Raw genomic sequence first — 19,772 nt, forward strand, 5'->3', positions numbered from 1 at the left:
CTTTTCCGGGCCGTCCGTGCCCGCCGTCACCGAATCCAGCAGGCACGCACCCATGACCATCCAGGCCGCCGAAGTCGCCAAGCGCCGCACCTTCGCGATCATCTCCCACCCCGACGCAGGCAAGACCACCATCACCGAGAAGCTGCTGCTGATGGGCAAGGCCATCGCCGTCGCCGGTACCGTGAAGTCGCGCAAGTCCGACCGCCACGCGACCTCCGACTGGATGGAAATGGAGAAGCAGCGCGGCATCTCCATCACCACCTCGGTGATGCAGTTCCCCTACCGCGAGCACATGATCAACCTGCTCGACACCCCCGGCCACGAAGACTTCTCCGAAGACACCTACCGCACCCTGACCGCGGTGGACTCGGCGCTGATGGTGCTGGACGGCGGCAAGGGCGTGGAACCGCGGACCATCGCCCTGATGGAAGTCTGCCGCCTGCGCGACACGCCCATCGTCAGCTTCATCAACAAGCTCGACCGCGACATCCGCGACCCCATCGAGCTGCTCGACGAGATCGAGGCGGTGCTGAAGATCAAGGCCGCGCCCATCACCTGGCCGATCGGCTGCTACAAGGACTTCAAGGGCGTCTACCACCTGGCCCAGGACAAGATCATCGTCTACGTCCCCGGCCACGGCCACGAGCGCATCGAAACCCAGGTCATCGACAAGCTGGACTCCGACGAGGCCCGCGCGCACCTGGGCGACCTCTACGAGAACTTCCTCGAGGAACTGGAACTGGTGCAGGGCGCCTGCCACGAGTTCGACAAGGACGCCTTCCTCAAGGGCGAGATGACCCCGGTGTTCTTCGGTACCGCGCTGGGCAACTTCGGCGTCGACCAGGTGCTCGACTGCATCGTCGACTGGGCCCCGCAGCCGCTGCCGCGCGCCACCCACGAGCGCGAGGTACGGCCCACCGAAGAGAAGTTCTCCGGTTTCGTGTTCAAGATCCAGGCGAACATGGACCCCAAGCACCGCGACCGCATCGCCTTCATGCGCATCTGCTCGGGCAAGTACGAGAAGGGCATGAAGATGCGCCACGTGCGCCTGGGCAAGGACGTGAAGATCGCCGACGCCCTGACCTTCTTCTCCAGCGAGCGCGAGCAGCTGGAGGAAGCCTTCGCCGGCGACATCATCGGCCTGCACAACCACGGCACCATCCAGATCGGCGACACCTTCACCGAGGGTGAGAACCTGGGCTTCACCGGCATCCCGCACTTCGCCCCGGAACTGTTCCGCCGCGTGCGTCTGAAGGACCCGCTGAAATCCAAGCAGCTGCGCCAGGGCCTGCAGGAACTGGCCGAGGAAGGCGCCACCCAGGTGTTCTTCCCCGAGCGCAACAACGACATCATCCTCGGCGCCGTGGGCGTGCTGCAGTTCGACGTGGTCGCCAGCCGCCTGAAGGAGGAATACAAGGTCGAGTGCGCCTACGAGAACATCAACGTCTGGTCGGCCCGCTGGATCGAGTGCAAGGACGAGAAGAAGCTCAAGGAGTTCAAGGACAAGGCCTTCGAGAACCTCTCCGTGGACGGCGGCGGCCACCTCACCTACCTGGCCCCCACCCGCGTCAACCTGAGCCTGATGGAAGAGCGCTGGCCGGACATCAAATTCCGCGCCACCCGCGAGCACCACTGAGTTCGGTGCCTTGCGAAAACGCCCGCCCTCGTGCGGGCGTTTTTGTTTGAGGCGGGTTCGCGAGCAAGCTCGCTCCTACGAAAAGCAGGTGCCACGCCCGACCTGTAGGAGCGAGCTTGCTCGCGAACCGCCCCACACACCGCCCTTCCCGGATAAATCCGATACCTCTCCCTGCCATGCTCCCAGCGTCACCCAAGCATGGAGCACCCCATGGGCTTCCACGGAAAGGACCTGCGCAAGGGCCGTCATTCCATACCCGGTCAGATTTACCTGGTCACAACGGTCACTCCCCATCGCGAGCGTCTCTTCGAGGACTGGGCGACCGCCTGCCAGGTCTGTCGGCAAATCCACCATGCCGAGGAGTTAAGGACTCTGGCCTGGGTTCTAATGCCGGATCACCTCCATTGGCTGCTCCAGCTTCAGGAAGAGAGCCTGGAACGCGCGATGCGACGCTTCAAATCACGAACGGCTATCGCCATCAATGCAGCCTCGCGACGAACAGGAAAAGCCTGGCAATCCGGCTACCACGACCGGGCACTGCGGCGCGAAGAAGACCTCAAGGCCGTCACCCGCTACATCATCGCCAATCCACTACGGGCCGGCCTGGTGAAACGCGTCGCCGACTACCCCTTCTGGAATGCCGTCTGGCTGTGATGCCGCAGGTGCTCTTCGTAGGAGCGAGCTTGCTCGCGAACAGATTCCGCAGCAGGGCTGGTTCGCGAGCAAGCTCGCTCCTACGAAAAGCGGTGTCGCGTCACGGATCCAACGCACCGGAACTCCAGGTGGACGACGGCGCCGAGCCGGTGAACTTCGCCGCTATCGCCCCGCGCGGGATCAGCCGGTCGCGATAGCGGGTGACGAACAGGCCGCTCTGCGGCGCCCGCAGCACCACTTCACTCTCCGCGTCCCCCGGCCTTGCGATGATGCGGGCGAAGCGTTCGCCCGCCTGCACCACCTCGCCCAGCTCGCGCTCGAACACCAGTACCCCGGCCACCGGGGCGAACACCGTTTCCATGAAGCCCATGGGCACTGCAACGCCCTTCCAGGCCGGCAACGCCACCGCGTCGTCGATCACCCCACGCCCACAGAGGAAGGCCCACAGCCCATCGGCATCCTGCTGCGCCAGCGCATCGCTGACGTCGCCCTGCCCGCGTAGCTCCACCGTGGTCACCAGGCGCCCGTCGAGGCGGCCCTCGGCCAGCCAGGGTTCGATCACCACTTCCTCGAAGGCGCCGTCGCTGTCGCCTTCCCAGATGATCGCCAGCTCGGCGCGCAGCGCCGCGGCCAGGTCCCGTGCCGCCGGCCACAGGCGCTCGTGGACGTAGAGGTACTGCAGCGCCTCGTCGTCGGTGTGCAGGTCCAGCACTATGTCCGCCGGCGCCGCCAGGGCGGCCAGCTGGCGTTGCCAGTCGGTGAGGTTATCCACAGTGCCCGTGGCTTTCGCCGAGGCCGGGAAGCCGCGGTTGAAGTTGCGCGCCGTCGCTTCGTGATGGCGGCCGAGGATGCGCCCCTGGCGGAACTGGCCGCTGCCGAAGGGGTTGGCCTGGGGCACCAGGGTCACGCTGCCGTTGAGCCGGCCCTGCTCCACCGCCTGGCGCAGCCGCGGCAGCAGCTGGTGCAGTACCAGCATGCCGGCGATCTCGTCGGCGTGCACCCCGGCCTGCAGGTGCACCCGCGGCCCCGGCCGGCCGCCGTCGATGCGCCAGGCCGGCACCGGCAGCGGCGCGCCGGAATCCCCCGTCACCCGCAGCGATACGTCTTCGATCATGCTTGCCTCCTCCCTCGTCGCGGGGCGTGGCAAACTTGCCCGGCGCCCCCTAGTATCGATTCCACCCACCGCGCCCCGGCGCCCCGCACAAGGAACTCCCCGCGTGGACAGCCCCCGCCAGAAAGCCCGCCGCGCCACGCCCGAGGAACGCCGCGACGACCTGGTGCGCGCCTGCCTCAAGTGCCTGGTCGCCGATGGCCACGCCGGCATCTCGGTGCGGCGCATCGCCAGGGAGGCGGGGGTGGCCGTCGGCCTGGTCAACCACCACTTCGGCAGCATCGAGGCGCTGGTGGCCCAGGCCTACGAGACCCTCGCCGCCGAGGTCACCCAGTCGCTGCGCGAGAGCGTCGCCGCTGCCGGCATCGACCCCGCCGCGCGCCTGGACGCCTTCCTGGTCGGCTCCTTCTCGCCCGGCGTGCTCGACCCCGACCTGCTCAGCCCCTGGGTGGTGTTCTGGAGCCTCATCCGCCACTCCACGCCGGTCAACGACGCCCACGAGCGCGGCTACCGCGCCTACCTGCAACTGCTGGAAACCCTCATCACCGACCTGGCGCGCAGCGAGGACTTCGCCATCGCCAACCCGCGCCTGGCCTCCATCGGCCTGTCGGCCATGCTCGACGGCCTGTGGCTGGAGTGGTGCCTGAACCCCACCACCTTCAGCGCCGAGGACGGCCTGCAGCTCAGCCGCCACTGGGTCGAAGGCCTGCGCCGCGGCGCCTACGCCTAGGCCTTCGCCTTGCGCCGCCAGAACAGGAAGCCGGCGCGCGAGCGCGGCGCGGTGGACTCGCGGCGCACCGGGGTGGCCCCCTCCAGCAGGTTGAACAGGCCCTCGATGATGAACGTCAGGCACACGTAGATGGCCGCCACCAGCAGCAGCGGTTGGTACACCTGGAAGGTCTGCGCGCGCACCACGTTGGCCGCGCCGAGCAGGTCGACCACGGCGATGGTCGAGGCCAGCGCGGTGGACTTCAGCAGCAGCACCGTCTCCCCGGCCAGGGTCGGCAGCAGCAGGCGGATGGCCCGCGGCAGCCACACGCGGTAGAGCACCAGGCGGCGGTGCATGCCAAAGGCCGCGGCGGCTTCCAGCTCGCCGCGCGGCACGGCCCTGAGGCCACCGCGCACCACCTCGCCGACGTAGGCCCCCACCGACAGCACCAGCGCCAGCACGATGTACCAGTAGCCGTCGCGCAGGTATGGCCAGAGGAAGCTGCTGCGGATCGGCGGGTAGGTGGCGAACAGGCTGCCCAGGCCGTAGTAGCAGGTGTAGATCTGCACCAGCAGCGGCGTGCCGCGGATGACGCTGGTGAAGGCCAGGCTGGCCTTGGCCACGAACAGGTTGCGCGACATCCGCGCCAGCGCCACCAGCAGCGCCAGGGCGAAGCCGAGCACGGCGCTGACCAGCAGCAGCGACAGGGTGGTGCCCAGGCCGCGCAGCAGCAGGCTGCCGTAGGTGAATATCCAGTGATCGCTCATCGCGCGCCCCTCACACCGCCGGTATCCAGCGGCGGAAGCGCCGCTCGAGCCAGCCGGAGAACAGGTTGGAGAGCACCGTGAGCAGGTAGTACAGCGCCGCCGCGGTGAGGTAGAAGGTCAGGTAGCTGCGCGTCGAGCCGGCCGCCTGCTTGGCGGTGTAGAGCAGCTCGTTGGTGCCCACCACGCTGATCAGCGCGCTGTCCTTGATCAGGTTGACCCACAGGTTGGCCATGCCGGCCAGGGCGTTGGGCGCCATGATCGGCAGGGTGACCCGGCGGAACAGGCCGAAGCCGTGCATGCCGTAGGCCCGCGCCGCCTCGATCTGGCCGTAGGGGATGGCCTGGATGGCGCCGCGGAAGATTTCCGAGGCGTAGGCCCCCTGCACCAGGCCGAGCACGGCGATGGCGACCACGGTGCCATTGAGCTTGACGTCACCGTAGCCGAGCCAGGCGAACAACTGGTTCAGGCCCATGGAGCCGACGTAGTACAGCAGCAGGATCAGCAGCAACTCCGGCACCGCCCGGCACAGGGTGGTGTAGCCGCGGGCGGTGGCGGCCAGCGGGCGCGGGCCGCTGAGCTTGGCGCTGGCGGCGCCCAGGCCGATGAGCATGCCGACCAGGAAGGCGCCGAAGGAAATCTGCAGGGTGACCAGCAGCCCGCGCAGCAGCGCCGGCCCCCAGCCCTGGGCGCCGAAGCCGACGAGGTCGAGATAGGATTGCATGGCGATGTCCTCGAAGCGCGGCGCCGCCCGCCGGGCGGCGCCGGTTCATCACGGCTGCTTGGGCGCGACGCTCAGGCCGAAGTACTTGTCCGACAGCGCCTTGTAGTCGTCGCTGGCCAGCAGCTTGCCGATGGCCACGTCCAGCTTCGCCTTCAGCGCCGTGTCGTCCTTGCGCAGGCCGGCGCCCACGCCGCGGCCGAACAGCGGGTCGTGGGGCACCTCGCCCTTGCTGACGATGCCCGCCGCCTGGGCATCGGGCGACTTGAGGAAGGTGTTCACGGCGATGCCGTCGGCCATCATCAGGTCGATGCGCCCGGCCACCAGGTCGGCGTTCACCGAGTCCTGGGTGTCGTAGTAGCGCACGTCGGCGATCTTCTCGTAGTACTTCTTCAGGTAGTTGGAGCTGACGGTGGAGATCTGCACGCCGATCACCTTGCCCTTCAGCCCCTCGGGGCTGACGACTATGTCGCTGGCGGCCGGCGCGGCCACCGCCACCGGGGTGTCGTAGTAGGGCACGCTGAAGGCGATCTGCTTCTCGCGCTCCTCGGTGATGGACAGGGAGTTGAAGATCACGTCGACCTTCTTCGCCAGCAGCGCCGGGATGATGCCGTCCCAGGCCACTTCGTCGATCTCGCACTGCGCCTGCATCTGCGCGCAGACCTTGTGGATCAGGTCCGGCTCGAAGCCGCTCCAGCTGCCGTCCGGCTGCTTCACCGAGAACGGCGGGTAGGGCTCCGCCGCCAGGGCGAAGCGCAATGTCTCCGCCTGCGCGCTGGCCATGCCCGCCGCCAGCAATGCCGCACCCGCCAACCAACCGCAAAGACCCTGTCTGTTCATGATGCCCCTTCCGCTTTCTTGTGGTTTGTCGTGCTAGAAGCTTGTCAGGTGGCCGCGCCGCGGCCGGTTCAGCGATTCTGGTGCGCGTTGACGAACTGCCGGCAGCGCTCGCTGCGCGGCCGCGCGAAGACCTCCTCGGGGGTGCCCTCCTCCTCGATCAGGCCCTGGTGGAGGAAGGCCACGTGGCTGGAGACGTCACGGGCGAAGGCCATCTCGTGGGTCACCAGGATCATGGTGCGGCCCTCCTCGGCCAGCGAGCGGATCACCCGCAGCACCTCGCCGACCAGCTCCGGGTCCAGCGCCGAGGTCGGCTCGTCGAACAGCATCACCTTCGGCCGCACCGCCAGGGCGCGGGCGATGGCCACGCGCTGCTGCTGGCCGCCGGAGAGGAAGGCCGGGTATTCGTTGCGCTTCTCCGCCAGGCCCACCCGCGCCAGCAGCGCCTCGGCGCGTTCGCGGGCCTCGGCCTTGTTCTCGTGGAGGACGAAGGTCGGCGCCTCCATCAGGTTTTCCAGCACCGTGCGGTGCGGCCACAGGTTGAAGTTCTGGAACACCATGCCCAGCCGCGAGCGGATGCGCGTCAGCTGCTTCTGGTCGGCCACCCGCGGCTCGCCGTGGCGGTCGTGGTCGAGGCGGATGGTCTCGCCGTCGACGCTGACGCTGCCGGCGTTGGGCACCTCCAGCATGTTGATGCAGCGCAGCAGGGTGCTCTTGCCCGAGCCGCTGGCGCCGATCAGCGACACCACGCCGCCCTCGCGGGCCGACAGCGACACGCCCTTGAGCACCTCGAACTGGCCGAAGCGCTTGTGCAGGTCGCGGACTTCGATCACGGGTTTCGAGACGACCGGCTCTTGTAGGAGCGAGCTTGCTCGCGAACCCTCTGCCGTGCGGTTCGCGAGCAAGCTCGCTCCTACAGGGGATACCACGGGCAGGGATTCGACGAAGGCGAGGATGCGCTCGCAGGCCTCGGCCAGGGTCTCGTCGGCCAGGGTGAAGGACAGCCGCACGAAGCCGTCGGCCTGGGGGCCGAAGGCGGCGGCGTCGAGCACCGACACGCCGCGGGCGCGGAACAGCTGCCAGGCGAAGTCCAGGGAGCTCAGGCCGGTACCGCGCACGTCGACCATCACGAACATCCCGGCCTCGGGGCTCAGCACCTTCAACCGCGGGCTGCGCGCCAGGCGCTGCACGACCAGGTCGCGGCGGCGGCGGTAGACCTCGCGCATTCCGGCGGCCACCTGGTCGTGCTGCCGCACCGCTGCCAGCGCGGCCTCCTGCACGAAACCGGGCAGGCCGTAGAGCATGTTCAGCGCCAGGTTCTCGATGTGCGTCACCAGCGTCGGCTCGGCGACTATCCAGCCGGCGCGCCAGCCGGTCATGGCGTGGGACTTGGACAGGCTGCCCAGGCTCAGGGTGCGCGCGGCCATGCCCGGCAGCGCGGCGAAGCTCTGGTGCGGCTGCTCGAAGGTCAGCGCCTCGTACACCTCGTCCACCACCACCCAGAGGTCGTGGCGCTCGGCGACGGCGGCGATGGCGCGCAGCTCGTCGGGGCGCATGACCACGCCGGTGGGGTTGTTCGGGTTGGCGAAGAAGATCGCCCGGGTGCGCGGGGTGATGGCCGCCTCCAGGGCCGCGGCGTCGAGGCGGAAGCCGTTGTCGGCGGGGGTCGGCACCGCCACCAGCTTCGCGCCGGTGGCCTTGAGGGTGGCTTCGTAGGTGACGTAGACCGGGTCGAAGACGATGACTTCGTCGCCGGCCTCCAGCAGGCACAGGGCGGCGGCGAACAGGGCGTTCTGCGCGCCGGCGAGGACGATGACGTTGTCCGCGCCCAGCGGCAGGTCGAAGCGTCGCCGGTACAGGTCGGCGATGGCCTGGCGCAGTTCCGGGCGCCCGGCCACGTCGCTGTAGTGGGTGTCGCCGGCCTGCAGCGCGGCCACCGCGGCGTCGGTGATGAAGGCCGGCGTGGCGAAGTCCGGATCGCCGACGCTGAGGACGATCGCATCCTCCCCGGCGCGTTGCGCCGCCACGGCGGCGTAGTGGATATCCCAGGCGGCTGCGCCCGGCCCGACCATCCTGTCCACAAGCGACGAATAACGCATGCACGGACCTCACCCGAATGACGGAGAACCCGCGGCTGCAACGCTGCCGGGCCGCGGGGCGTGGCATCACCATAACCACGAATGAACGAGTGTTCAACAGTGTTTTCCGGCCAAATCGAGCGATCGTTCAATTTGCCCCGGAATAGAGCGGCCGCTCCCTCCAGGCCCCGTTCCGGCGCCTGGCGCGGCAGGCACCGACGAGCCTGGCGGAGCGCCCGAAGCGGCCCGCGCGGTCCCGTTCACCCTGCCCCGCGAGGGTGCGGGTGGCGCCGCGACATTTTTCGAACATGCCCATAACGGGTTCTTAACGATTGCTCGGCGAGCATGACCCCTGACAATCGCCACCACCCCGTGAAGTGCATGGACAACCCCTTCCTCCCCTTCTCCCGGCCCAGCATCGGCGCCGAGGAAATCCAGGCCGTCAATGAAGTGCTCGGCTCCGGCTGGATCACCACCGGCCCGAAAAACCAGCTGCTGGAGCAGCGCTTCGCCGACTACGTCGGCTGCCGGCACGCCGTGGCCGTGGCCTCGGCCACCGGCGCCATGCACATCGCCCTGCTGGCCCTGGGCATCGGCCCGGGCGACGAGGTGATCACCCCGTCGCAGACCTGGGTGTCCACCGCCAACATGATCTGCCTGCTGGGCGCCACCCCGGTGTTCGTCGACGTCGACCGCGACACCCTGATGACCGACGCCGCGCGCATCGAGGCGGCCATCACCCCGCGCACGAAGGCGATCGTCCCGGTGCACTACGCCGGCGCCGCCTTCGACCTGGACCCGCTCTACGCGCTGGCCGAAAAACACGGCATCGCGGTGATCGAGGACGCCGCCCATGCCGCCGGCACCCGCTACCGCGGCCGCCACGTCGGCGCGCGCGGCACGGCGATCTTCTCCTTCCACGCGATCAAGAACATGACCTGCGCCGAAGGCGGGATGTTCGTCAGCGACGACGAGGCCCTGGCCAACCGCGTGCGTACCCTGAAGTTCCACGGCCTGGGGGTGGACGCCTATGACCGCCTGAGCCACGGCCGCAAGCCCCAGGCGCAGGTGACCGAGCCGGGCTTCAAGTACAACCTCACCGACATCAACGCCGCCATCGCCCTGGTGCAGCTGCAGCGCCTGGACGCCCTCAACGCGCGCCGCGCCGAACTGGCCGAACAGTACCGGGAGCGCCTGGCGCACCTGCCGGTGCAGCCGCTGGCCGTGCCCGGCTACCCGCAGCGGCACGCCTGGCACCTGTTCATCCTGCGCATCGACGAGCAGGCCTGCGGCATCGATCGCGACGCCTTCATGCAGGCCCTGCAGCAGCGCGGCATCGGCAGCGGCATCCACTTCATCGGCACCCACCTGCACAGCTGGTACCGCCAGCGCTTCCCCGGCCTCAGCCTGCCCGCCACCGAATGGAACTCGGCGCGCCTGTGTTCCATCCCGCTGTTCCCCGACATGACCGACGCCGACCTGGCGCGCGTGGTCGGGGCCTGCGAAACCCTTCTGCGGTGAACCCCGTGAAACCCTACGCCATCGACTGCGTCTCCGTGGTCATTCCGGTCTACAACGAAGAAGCCAGCCTGCCCGAGCTGCTGCGCCGCACCGAGGCGGCCTGCCGCCAGCTCGGCCGCGCCTACGAGCTGGTGCTGGTCGACGACGGCAGCCGCGACCGTTCCGCCGAGCTCATCCTGGAAGCCGCCGAGGCCCCCGGCAGCCACGTGCTGGCGGTCATCCTCAACCGCAACTACGGCCAGCACGCGGCGATCATGGCCGGCTTCGAGCAGTGCCGCGGCGACCTGGTGATCACCCTCGACGCCGACCTGCAGAACCCGCCGGAGGAAATCCCGCGCCTGGTCGAGCAGGCCGCGCTGGGCTACGACGTGGTCGGCACGGTGCGCGGCAACCGCCGGGACTCGGCCCTGCGCCGCTGGCCGTCGCGGCTGATCAACCTGGCCGTGCAGCGCTCCACCGGCGTGGCCATGAGCGACTACGGCTGCATGCTGCGCGCCTACCGCCGCGGCATCGTCAAGGCCATGCTGGCCTGCCGCGAGCGCAGCACCTTCATCCCGATCCTGGCCAACGGCTTCGCCCGCCACACCAGCGAGATCGTCGTCGGCCACGCCGAGCGCGAGCACGGCGAGTCGAAGTACGACTTCCTGCGGCTGATCAACCTGATGTTCGACCTGGTCACCTGCATGACCACCAGCCCGCTGCGCCTGCTCAGCCTGGTCGGCGGCGGCATGGCCGTGGCCGGCGTGGCCTTCGGCGTCCTGCTGCTGGTGCTGCGCCTGCTGTTCGGCGCGGCCTGGGCCGGCGACGGACTGTTCGTGCTGTTCGCCATCCTGTTCATCTTCACCGGCGCGCAACTGGTGGGCATGGGCCTGCTCGGCGAGTACCTGGGCCGCATGTACAACGACGTGCGCGCCCGCCCGCGCTTCTTCATCGAGCGCGTGGCGCGCGGTGCCGCCCTGCCCACCGCCGGCACCGCGTCGATCTCCCCTTCCCCTGTCGTCGAGTCCCTCGCCCAATGAGCGCCAAGACCCTCGTATTCGCCTACCACGACATCGGCTGCGCCGGCATCGAAGCCCTGCTGGCCGCCGGCTACCAGATCGACGCGGTCTTCACCCATGCCGACGACCCGCGGGAGAACCGCTTCTTCGGCTCGGTGGCGCAGCTGTGCGCACAGCGCGGCATCCCGGTGCACGCCCCGGAGGACGTCAACCACCCGCTGTGGGTCGCGCGCATCCGCGAGCTGCAACCGCAATACATCTTCTCCTTCTACTACCGCCACCTGCTCGGCGACGAACTGCTGGCCTGCGCCAGCCGTGGCGCCTTCAACCTGCACGGCTCGCTGCTGCCGCGCTACCGTGGCCGCGCCCCGGCCAACTGGGTGCTGGTCAATGGCGAGAGCGAGACCGGCGTGACCCTGCACCGCATGGTCAAGCGCGCCGACGCTGGCGCCATCGTCGCCCAGCAGCGCGTCGCCATCGACGAGGACGACACCGCCCTGAGCCTGCACGGAAAATTGCGCGAGTGCGCCGCCGAGCTGCTCGGCCGGGTGCTGCCGGCGCTGCGCGAAGGCGACTTCGTCGAACGCGAGCAGGACGAGAACCAGGCCAGCTACTTCGGCCGCCGCACACCCGCCGACGGCCTGCTCGACTGGCGCCGCCCGGCCCGCGAGCTGCACAACCTGGTGCGCGCGGTGACCCAGCCCTACCCCGGCGCCTTCGCCCCGGTGGGCGAGCGCAAGCTGATCGTCTGGCAATCGAAGGTGGTGCCCGGCAACCAGGGCCGCCCGGCCGGCGCCGTGCTGGGCGTGGAGCCGCTGCGCATCGCCTGCGGCGAAGACAGCCTGGAGATAGTCGCCGGCCAGCAGGGCGACGCCGGCCTCTACCTCGCCGGCCCGCAACTGGCCCGCGAGATGGGCCTGGTGGCGGGTTCGCGGCTGCATGCATTGGCCAAGCCCAGGCGCAAGACGCGGGTGCTGATCCTCGGCGTCAACGGCTTCATCGGCAACCACCTCTCCGAGCGCCTGCTGCGCGACGGCGGCTACGAGGTCTACGGCCTGGACATCGGCTCCGACGCCATCGAGCGGCTGAAGAGCAACCCGGACTTCCACTTCGTCGAGGGCGACATCGGCATCCACAGCGAGTGGATCGAGTACCACATCAAGAAGTGCGATGTGGTGCTGCCGCTGGTGGCCATCGCCACCCCCATCGAATACACCCGCAACCCGCTGCGGGTGTTCGAGCTGGACTTCGAGGAGAACCTCAAGCTGGTCCGCTACTGCGTGAAGTACGGCAAGCGGGTGATCTTCCCGTCCACCTCCGAGGTGTACGGCATGTGCAGCGACGCCAGCTTCGACGAGGACAGCTCGAACCTGGTGGTGGGGCCGATCAACAAGCAGCGCTGGATCTACTCGGTGTCCAAGCAGCTGCTCGACCGGGTGATCTGGGCCTACGGCCAGAAGGGCCTGCGCTTCACCCTGTTCCGCCCGTTCAACTGGATGGGCCCGCGCCTGGACCGCCTGGACTCGGCGCGCATCGGCAGCTCGCGGGCCATCACCCAGCTGATCCTGCACCTGGTGGAAGGCACGCCGATCCGCCTGGTCGACGGCGGCGCGCAGAAGCGCTGCTTCACCGACGTGGACGACGGCATCGAGGCCCTGGCGCGCATCGTCGACAACGAAGGCGGACGCTGCGACGGGCAGATCGTCAACATCGGCAACCCGGACAACGAGGCGAGCATCCGCGAGCTGGGCGAGGAACTGCTGCGCCAGTTCGAGGCCCACCCGCTGCGTGCGCACTTCCCGCCCTTCGCCGGCTTCCGCGAGGTGGAAAGCCGCAGCTTCTACGGCGACGGCTACCAGGACGTGGCGCACCGCAAGCCGAGCATCGACAACGCCCGCCGCCTGCTGGACTGGGAACCGGGCGTGCCCCTGCGCGAGACCATCGCCAAGACCCTCGACTTCTTCCTGTGCGAGGCCATCGCCGAACAGCGGCAGGCCGGCAAGCCGAGGCTCGCCAGCTGATGCAGGCCGGTCTGCGCATCGACGTCGACACCTACCGCGGCACCCGTGACGGCGTGCCGCGGCTGCTCGACATGCTCGACGAGGCCGGGATCAGGGCGACCTTCTTCTTCAGCGTCGGCCCGGACAACATGGGCCGCCACCTGTGGCGCCTGGCGCGGCCGCGCTTCCTGGGCAAGATGCTGCGCTCGAAGGCCGCCAGCCTGTATGGCTGGGACATCCTCCTGGCCGGCACCGCCTGGCCCGGCCGGCCCATCGGCCGCGACCTCGGCCCGCTGATGCGGCGCACCCAGGCGGCCGGCCACGAGGTTGGCCTGCACGCCTGGGACCACCACGGCTGGCAGGCCAACGCCGGGCGCTGGAGCGCCGAGCAGTTGCACCGGCAGATCGCCCTGGGCGTGGACAGCCTGAGCGACATCCTCGGCCGCCGCGTGGACTGCTCGGCGGTGGCCGGCTGGCGCGCCGACGAGCGCACCGTGCAGGCCAAGGAGGCCTTCGGCTTCCGCTACAACAGCGACTGCCGCGGCAGCGCGCCGTTCCGCCCGCGCCTGGCCGACGGCCGCCCGGGCACCCCGCAGGTGCCGGTGGACCTGCCGACCTTCGACGAGGTGGTGGGCACGGCGGTCCTCGCCGGCGCCTTCAACGACTTCATCATGACCCGGTTCCGCCCGCAGGCGCTGAACGTCTACACCGTGCACGCCGAGGTGGAAGGCATCGTCATGGCCGATGCCTTCCGCCAGTTGCTGGGCCATGCTCGCGAGGGCGGCATCCACTTCCACCCCCTCGGCCAGTTGCTGCCGGCCGACCCGGCGACATTGCCGCTGGGCGAACTGCGCCGCGGCAGCCTGGCGGGCCGCGAAGGCTGGCTGGGCGTGCAGCGATGAGCCGGCGCTACGGGCTGCTGGCCGCGGCCGTCCTGCTGTTGTTCTTCCTGGTGCCGCTGGGCCTGCACGGCCTGTGGATACCCGACGAGGCGCGCTACGCCCAGGCCGCCCAGGAAATGCTGCAGCGCGGCGACTGGGTGGCGCCGCACTTCCTCGGCCTGCGCTACTTCGAGAAGCCCATCGCCGGCTACTGGCTGGTGGCCCTGGGCCAGGCGCTGTTCGGTGAGAACCTGTTCGGCGTGCGCGTCGCCTCGGTGCTGGTCAGCGCCTGCAGCACCCTGCTGGTCTGGCTGCTGGCCCGGCGGCTGTGGCCGCAGCCGGGCCGGGCGTGGACCGCCGCGCTGCTCTACGCCAGCTTCGCGCTGATCGCCGGCCAGGCCGGCTACGCCAACCTCGACCCGCAGTTCACCCTGTGGGTGAACCTGAGCCTGTTCGCCCTGTGGTTCGCCTTCGAGGCCGAAGCCCCCGCGCCCGCCTGGGCGCCTGGGTGCTGCTGGGCGTGGCCTGCGCCATGGGCTTCATGACCAAGGGCTTCCTCGCCGGCCTGCTGCCGGTGCTGGTGGCCCTGCCCTATGCGCTGTGGCGCCGGCGCCTGGGCGAGCTGTTCCTGCTCGGCCCGCTGGCGGTGCTGGTGGCGCTGCTGGCCAGCCTGCCCTGGGCGCTGGCGGTGCACCTGCGCGAAGCGGACTTCTGGCATTTCTTCTTCTGGCACGAGCACATCCAGCGCTTCGCCGGCAGCGACGCCCAGCATGCGCGGCCGTTCTGGTTCTTCGTACCGCTGCTGTTCGCCTGCGCGGCGCCCTGGACGCTGCTCGTCCCCGCCGCCTTCCAGCGCGGCTGGCAGGCACGCCGCGAGCCCCATGCGGTATTCCTGCTGCTGTGGTTCCTGATGCCCTTCCTGTTCTTCAGCCTGGCCAAGGGCAAGCTGCCGACCTACATCATGCCCTGCTTCGCGCCGCTGGCCCTGCTGATGGCCGATGCCCTGGCCAGCGCCCTGGAGCGCGGACGCCTAGGGGCGCTGCGCCTGAACGGTGCGCTGAACCTGCTGCTGGGCCTGCTCGGCCTGGCCGCGCTGGTGTTCCTGCAGGCGAAGAAAGCGCTGTACCACCAGCAACTGCCGAGCCTGCTGCTGGTCGGCCTGGTCTGCGCCCTCTGGGCCCTGTGCGGTGCCCTGCAGTGGCTGCGCCCGCAACAGCTGTGGGCAGCCCCGGCGCTGGCTGCCTGGCTGCTGGTGGCCGCGGCGCCGGCGGCGCTGCCCGAGCGCATGGTCAACAGCAAGATGCCCGACCAGTTCATCGCCCAGCACCTGGAGGAACTGGGCACGGCCACCACCCTGCTGAGCAACGACCTGGGTGCCGCCTCGGCACTGGCCTGGCGCACCGGGCGCAGCGAGGTGTTCCTGCTCAACACCGAGGGCGAGCTGAAATACGGCCTCGGCTACCCCGACGCCAGTGGCCGGCGCATCGGCCTCGAACAGTTCCCCGCCTGGCTCGCCGCGGCGCGCCACCAGGGCCTGGTGGGGGTGATCCTGCGCGTCAACAGTCCCGGCGACGAAGCCGAGCTGGCGCTGATGCCGCGGGACGCCACCAGCTACCGGGAGAACCACCTGGTCTTCCTGCTGATCCCGCAGGCCGCGCCATGACCGCCGCGCTGCTCGCCGCCGTGTGCCTGCTCACCTGCCTCGGCCAGGTCGCCCAGAAGCTCGCCGTGGAGGGCTGGCGCGAACGCAGCCTCAGCCTTACGGGCAAGCTGCTGTCGCCCTGGCTGCTGCTGGCCATGGCCTGCCTGGGCGCGGCCCTGCTGCTCTGGCTGCTGGTGCTGCAGCGCCTGCCGGTGGGCCTGGCCTACCCGATGCTGAGCCTGAACTTCGTGCTGGTCACCCTGGCCGCGCGCCTGCTGTTCGGCGAGCACGTCGATACGCGCCACTGGCTGGGCATCGCCCTGATCGTCGGCGGCGTGGCGCTGCTGGGGCTGCAGGCATGAGCCGGGTCCGCGGCTTCGCCCTGGCCCTGGGCAGCGTGGCCCTGGTCAGCGCTGCCCAGTTGGGCATGCGCTGGGCCATGGCGCGGCTGCCCGAGCCCGAGCAATGGCTGGAAGCGCCGGGCAGCCACCCCCTGCCGCTGCTGGGCGTGCTCGCCGCCGCCGTACTGGCCTACGCGCTGTCGCTGCTGTGCTGGCTGGGCGCCCTGCGCCACCTGCCCCTGGGCCGCGCCTATTCGCTGCTGAGCATCAGCTACGCCCTGGTCTACCTGGGCGCGGCCGCGCTGCCCGGCTTCGGCGAGCCACCCAGCACCCGCGGCGCCCTGGGCGTGGCCCTGGTGATCGCCGGCGTGCTGGCCATCAACGCGCCGCGCGGCAAGAGAACCGTAACGAAGCAGCGGCATGCTGGCTCCAGCGCCGGGCCGGCGCCCTCGAACCACCTGTAACCACTAGGGACACCACCATGAAAATCAGTGTATTCGGGATCGGCTACGTCGGCCTGGTGCAGGCCGCGGTCATGGCCGAAGTGGGCCACGACGTGGTCTGCATGGACATCGACCAGGCCAAGGTCGCCAAGCTGCAGCGCGGCCAGGTGAGCATCTACGAACCCGGCCTGGCCGAGCTGGTGAAGGAGAACCTGGAGGCCGGCCGCCTGCGCTTCACCAGCGAGGTGGAAGTCGCCGCGGCCCACGGCCTGGTGCAGTTCATCGCCGTGGGTACGCCGCCGCGCGCCGACGGCTCGGCCGACCTGGCCGCGGTGTTCGCGGTGGCCGAGGGCATCGCCCTGCACCGCAAGGCGCCGGTGGTGATCGTCGAGAAATCCACGGTGCCGGTGGGCACCGGCGACCTGGTCAAGGCGCACGTCCACAAGGTGTTGAGCCAGCATGGCCGCAGCCTGGACTTCGATATCGTGTCCAACCCGGAATTCCTCAAGGAAGGCTCGGCCCTGGCCGACTGCCGCCGCCCGGACCGCATCGTCATCGGCTGCGAGCGAGCCGAGGTGCTGGACGTGATGCGCGAGATCTACGAGCCCTTCAACCGCAACCACGAGCGCATCCTGTGCATGAACCTGCGCAGCGCGGAGCTGACCAAGTACGCCGCGAACTGCATGCTCGCCACCAAGATCAGCTTCATCAACCAGATAGCCGAACTGGCCGAACACCTGGGCGCCGACATCGAGGCGGTGCGCCAGGGCATGGGCGCCGACCCGCGCATCGGCTACCACTTCATCTACCCCGGCTGCGGCTACGGCGGCTCCTGCTTCCCCAAGGACGTCCAGGCCCTGATCCACAGCGCGGACGACGCCCACTGCTCCAGCGACCTGCTGCGCGCGGTGGAGGCCATCAACCAGCGCCAGAAGCACAAGCTGTTCGAACGCATCGACGCCTACTTCGGCGGCAACCTCAAGGGCCGCACCTTCGCCCTCTGGGGCCTGTCGTTCAAGCCCAACACCGACGACATGCGCGACGCCCCCAGCCGCGCGCTGATGGAAGCGCTGTGGGCGGCCGGGGCCAAGGTCCGCGCCTTCGACCCCGAGGCCATGCCCGAGGCCCAGCGCCTGTACGGCCACGACGAGCGCCTGACGCTGATGGGCACCCCCGAGGCGGCCCTGGGCGGCGCCGATGCACTGGTGGTCTGCACCGAGTGGCAGCAGTTCAAGGCGCCGGACTTCGAACTGCTGGCCAGCCGCCTGAAGGCCCCGGTGATCTTCGACGGGCGCAACCTCTACGATCCGGAACGGATGGCGCGCTATGGCTTCGAGTACTTCGCCATGGGCCGCGGCGACTCGCACCGGCTGCCGGTGCCGGCGCAGGAGCAGCCGTTGCGGCGCAGTGCCTGAGAGCGGCTCTTCGTAGGAGCGAGCTTGCTCGCGAACCGTGTTTCCCGGGGGCTGTGGTGTAGCAGGTTGACTCCGCCCCCTCTCCCCAGCCCTCTCCCTGAAGGGAGAGGGGGCTTGTCCGTGCCGAGATGAGCATGGTTTTAGCCGGAAACTGCAGAGCTGCCGGCTGACTCTGAAATATCCGAGCACTCCGAACGGTCCCCTCTCCCTTCAGGGAGAGGGTTAGGGAGAGGGCGCTCTTGGAACTGGCACCGGTGCATTGCCCAACGGAATCACTCAGCAGCCCGCTCCGGCACCCCCACCATCCCCTGCACCTCATCCCGCTTGAGCACGGCATAAATCACCCCCGTCACCACGCTCCCCGCGACTATCGCCAGCAGGTACATCAGCGCGTGGTTCATCGCATTGGGGATCAGCAGCACGAACAGCCCGCCATGGGGCGCCAGCAGCTTGCAGCCGAAGTACATCGACAGCGCCCCGGTCAGCGCGCCGCCCACCACGCTGGCCGGCAGCACCCGCAGCGGGTCCCTGGCGGCGAAGGGAATGGCGCCTTCGGAGATGAAGCACAGGCCCAGCACCAGCGCCGCCTTGCCGGCCTCGCGCTCGCTCCGGGCGAACTTGCGCCGGGCCAGGAGGGTGGCCAGGCCCATGCCGATCGGCGGGACCATGCCGGCGGCCATGGTCGCCGCCATCGGTGCGTAGCTCTGCGAGGCCAGCAGGCCCACGGAGAAGGCGTAGGCGGCCTTGTTGATCGGCCCGCCGAGGTCCACGCACATCATGCCGCCGAGCAGCAGGCCGAGGAGGATGGCGTTGGCCGTGCCCATGCCGGCGAGGAAGTCGGTCAGCGCGCCCATCAGCCCGGCCACCGGCTTGCCCACCACGTAGATCATCACCAGCCCGGTGAACAGGCTGCACAGCAGCGGGATCAGCAGGATCGGCTTGAGCGCCTCCAGGCTCTGCGGCAGCTTCAGCCACTGGCTGACCGCCCGCGCCGAATAGCCGGCCAGCAGGCCGGCGACTATGCCGCCGAGGAAGCCCGCGCCCAGGCTGCTGGCCAGCAGGCCGCCGATCATCCCCGGCGCCAGGCCCGGGCGGTCGGCGATGGACCAGGCGATGTAGCCGGCGAGCATCGGCACCATCAGCTTGAAGGCGCTCTCGCCGCCGATCTGCATCAGCGCCGCGGCCAGGGTGCCCGGCTGCTTGAACGCCTCGATGCCGAACACGAAGGACAGCGCGATCAGCAGGCCGCCGGCCACCACCATCGGCAGCATGAAGGACACGCCGGTCAGCAGGTGCTTGTACAACCCGCGCGCCTCGCCCTTGGCCGGCTTCGACGCAGCGGCGGCGACGGTGCTTTCCGCAGTGCCTTCCTGCTGGGCCCTCTTCAGGGTCGCTTCGGGCTGCTTCAGCGCCACGCCGGTGCCGCAGCGGAAGATGCGCTTGCCGGCGAAGCGCTCGGCGTTCACCTCGATGTCGGCGGCCAGCAGCACCACGTCGGCGGCGGCTATGTCTTCGGCCGACAGCGGGTTGCGCGCGCCCACCGAGCCCTGGGTTTCCACCCGCAGTTGCCAGCCCAGGCGTTCGGCGGCCTGCTGCAGCGCCTCGGCGGCCATGAAGGTGTGCGCCACGCCGGTGGGGCAGGCGGTCACCGCCACCACCCGCACCGCCTTGGCCTCGGCTTGCGGTTCGGCGGCACCTTGCCAGGGCCGGGCCTCGGCGGCGGCGCGCTGGAGGAAGGCCGCCGGTTCCGCCAGGGCTTCGGCCGGGCGGGCCTGGACCAGGCGCTTGCCGGCGAAGCGGGAAAGCTCCAGCGGCTGGCTGCTGACCACCAGCACCAGGTCGGCGGCGGCGATCTGCTCGGCGCTCAGGCGCGCCTCGGGGCGCTGCGGTTGGTTGCTCTCGACGCACACCGACCAGCCCAGGCGCTCGGCGGCGGCGCGCAGCAGGCGCGCGCTGAGCAGGCTGGTGACCTGGCCATTGGGGCAGGCAGTGATCAGGGCAAGATTCATCGTGGTACCTCT

Annotated in this window: 16 protein-coding genes and 1 pseudogene; 11 read left to right on the top strand and 6 right to left on the bottom strand. The window is 69.7% G+C overall.

The window, feature by feature from the left end; translation table 11 throughout:
• The first annotated feature begins 52 nt into the window (after positions 1–52).
• Positions 53–1,636 (top strand): peptide chain release factor 3, encoded by a 1,584-nt coding sequence (locus PKO50_RS25715; RefSeq protein ID WP_275627616.1) that lies wholly within the window; start codon positions 53–55, stop codon positions 1,634–1,636.
• Positions 1,637–1,846: 210 nt separating this feature from the next.
• Positions 1,847–2,290 (top strand): transposase, encoded by a 444-nt coding sequence (locus PKO50_RS25720; RefSeq protein ID WP_275627617.1) that lies wholly within the window; start codon positions 1,847–1,849, stop codon positions 2,288–2,290.
• Between the two features lie 100 nt (positions 2,291–2,390).
• On the opposite strand, the gene PKO50_RS25725 is transcribed toward PKO50_RS25720, so the two are convergent.
• Positions 2,391–3,404 carry a succinylglutamate desuccinylase/aspartoacylase family protein gene (locus PKO50_RS25725; RefSeq protein WP_275627618.1) on the bottom strand — a complete coding sequence of 338 codons (1,014 nt, stop codon included), beginning with the start codon at positions 3,402–3,404 and terminating at the stop codon, positions 2,391–2,393.
• Positions 3,405–3,507: 103 nt separating this feature from the next.
• On the opposite strand from PKO50_RS25725, the gene PKO50_RS25730 reads away from it, so the two are divergent.
• Positions 3,508–4,131 (top strand): TetR family transcriptional regulator C-terminal domain-containing protein, encoded by a 624-nt coding sequence (locus tag PKO50_RS25730; RefSeq protein WP_275627619.1) that lies wholly within the window; start codon positions 3,508–3,510, stop codon positions 4,129–4,131.
• On the opposite strand, the gene PKO50_RS25735 is transcribed toward PKO50_RS25730, so the two are convergent.
• From PKO50_RS25735 to PKO50_RS25750, 4 genes are all read right to left on the bottom strand, one after another.
• On the bottom strand, positions 4,128–4,877 hold the full coding sequence (locus tag PKO50_RS25735) for an ABC transporter permease subunit (protein ID WP_109934208.1): 750 nt from the start codon (positions 4,875–4,877) through the stop codon (positions 4,128–4,130). The two genes, PKO50_RS25730 and PKO50_RS25735, sit on opposite strands and share 4 nt — an antisense overlap.
• A 10-nt stretch (positions 4,878–4,887) precedes the next feature.
• Positions 4,888–5,598, bottom strand: a complete 711-nt coding sequence (locus tag PKO50_RS25740) for an ABC transporter permease subunit (RefSeq protein ID WP_109934209.1) — start codon at positions 5,596–5,598, stop codon at positions 4,888–4,890.
• 48 nt (positions 5,599–5,646) lie between these two features.
• Complete coding sequence (locus PKO50_RS25745; RefSeq protein WP_109934210.1) at positions 5,647–6,435, bottom strand: transporter substrate-binding domain-containing protein; 789 nt, start codon at positions 6,433–6,435, stop codon at positions 5,647–5,649.
• 68 nt (positions 6,436–6,503) lie between these two features.
• Positions 6,504–8,531, bottom strand: a complete 2,028-nt coding sequence (locus tag PKO50_RS25750) for an aminotransferase class I/II-fold pyridoxal phosphate-dependent enzyme (RefSeq protein WP_275627620.1) — start codon at positions 8,529–8,531, stop codon at positions 6,504–6,506.
• 360 nt (positions 8,532–8,891) lie between these two features.
• On the opposite strand from PKO50_RS25750, the gene arnB reads away from it, so the two are divergent.
• From arnB to PKO50_RS25790, 8 genes and pseudogenes are all read left to right on the top strand, one after another.
• Complete coding sequence (arnB, locus tag PKO50_RS25755) at positions 8,892–10,031, top strand: UDP-4-amino-4-deoxy-L-arabinose aminotransferase (RefSeq protein WP_109934212.1); 1,140 nt, start codon at positions 8,892–8,894, stop codon at positions 10,029–10,031.
• 5 nt (positions 10,032–10,036) lie between these two features.
• The gene (gene arnC, locus PKO50_RS25760) at positions 10,037–11,050 is read left to right on the top strand and encodes an undecaprenyl-phosphate 4-deoxy-4-formamido-L-arabinose transferase (protein ID WP_109934673.1); all 1,014 of its coding nucleotides are present in this window, start codon (positions 10,037–10,039) and stop codon (positions 11,048–11,050) included.
• Positions 11,047–13,050 (top strand): bifunctional UDP-4-amino-4-deoxy-L-arabinose formyltransferase/UDP-glucuronic acid oxidase ArnA, encoded by a 2,004-nt coding sequence (gene arnA / locus PKO50_RS25765; protein ID WP_109934213.1) that lies wholly within the window; start codon positions 11,047–11,049, stop codon positions 13,048–13,050. The genes arnC and arnA overlap by 4 nt, the downstream gene beginning before the upstream one ends.
• A complete protein-coding gene (gene arnD / locus PKO50_RS25770) occupies positions 13,050–13,931 on the top strand; it encodes a 4-deoxy-4-formamido-L-arabinose-phosphoundecaprenol deformylase (RefSeq protein WP_109934214.1) in 882 nt (293 codons plus the stop codon). The genes arnA and arnD overlap by 1 nt, the downstream gene beginning before the upstream one ends.
• A pseudogene (gene arnT, locus PKO50_RS25775) lies at positions 13,928–15,573 on the top strand (lipid IV(A) 4-amino-4-deoxy-L-arabinosyltransferase). The gene arnD and the pseudogene arnT overlap by 4 nt, the downstream one beginning before the upstream one ends.
• Positions 15,570–15,914 carry a 4-amino-4-deoxy-L-arabinose-phosphoundecaprenol flippase subunit ArnE gene (arnE, locus tag PKO50_RS25780; protein ID WP_109934216.1) on the top strand — a complete coding sequence of 115 codons (345 nt, stop codon included), beginning with the start codon at positions 15,570–15,572 and terminating at the stop codon, positions 15,912–15,914. Before arnT ends, arnE begins: the two are co-directional and overlap by 4 nt.
• Entirely contained in the window at positions 15,911–16,357 is a 447-nt protein-coding gene (arnF, locus tag PKO50_RS25785; protein ID WP_109934217.1) for a 4-amino-4-deoxy-L-arabinose-phosphoundecaprenol flippase subunit ArnF, read from the top strand. Before arnE ends, arnF begins: the two co-directional genes overlap by 4 nt.
• Positions 16,358–16,374: 17 nt before the next feature.
• The gene (locus tag PKO50_RS25790; protein ID WP_109934218.1) at positions 16,375–17,751 is read left to right on the top strand and encodes a UDP-glucose/GDP-mannose dehydrogenase family protein; all 1,377 of its coding nucleotides are present in this window, start codon (positions 16,375–16,377) and stop codon (positions 17,749–17,751) included.
• 272 nt (positions 17,752–18,023) lie between these two features.
• Here PKO50_RS25790 and PKO50_RS25795 read toward each other — a convergent pair whose 3' ends face one another.
• Positions 18,024–19,760, bottom strand: coding sequence for a PTS fructose-like transporter subunit IIB (locus PKO50_RS25795; RefSeq protein ID WP_275627621.1), 1,737 nt, complete (start codon positions 19,758–19,760; stop codon positions 18,024–18,026).
• Positions 19,761–19,772 lie beyond the last annotated feature (12 nt).

Origin of the sequence: Pseudomonas sp. 273 (assembly GCF_029201425.1) — a bacterium.
Classification (GTDB): domain Bacteria; phylum Pseudomonadota; class Gammaproteobacteria; order Pseudomonadales; family Pseudomonadaceae; genus Pseudomonas; species Pseudomonas delhiensis.